This window comes from Vibrio sp. 1249-1 (assembly GCF_033340495.1).
Window position 1 is genome coordinate 1 of sequence record NZ_JAWOWJ010000991.1, and the last position, 553, is coordinate 553.

At 39.2% G+C, this 553-nt stretch carries 1 pseudogene; it reads right to left on the reverse strand.

Annotated elements, in window-relative coordinates:
- Positions 1–54: 54 nt before the first annotated feature.
- Positions 55–372, reverse strand: a pseudogene (locus R7Z50_RS30085) (methyl-accepting chemotaxis protein); the annotation flags it as partial.
- Positions 373–553 lie beyond the last annotated feature (181 nt).

Here is a 553-nt window from a genome sequence, read left to right on the forward strand (position 1 = left end):
AATTTGGCTCTCAAAGCTCGACGTAAAATTCGCCATAAGCTGCTCAATTTTTTAGATATTGCGATAGTCTTCTCCACCAGCGGTTTCAAGACGTTTTACATCAGCCAACGCAGAGGCAAACTCTTTCTTGTTCGATTGATATTCACGTTGTGCACCACTGGTATTGATGATCATACCGACAGCATCTCGATAAATATCCCCAGCTTCATCGATCAAAGCCATGTATCCAATGGTCTCTGGGACGTCGTCTGTTCTGACTTCTTGTGCCACTTTATGTGAATTAATCACTTCAAACGTAATAATCGCGATCATCACCAACATTGTTGCCAAAATGGCACCAAAGCTCGCATATAACTTTTTACGAACTGACATTTTCACTGACAAGGTTCCTTATAAATTATGTTCTGTGCAGACATTGCTGTATCAATCTGCACATGAATTATTTCGGGACGATAGACACCCCTTTGCAGTGGTTGCGCATTTTATGTGACAAACATCACATTGCAATTAAAGTTTTATAAAAAGACACAATTAATCTAAAAATGTCAGTCTT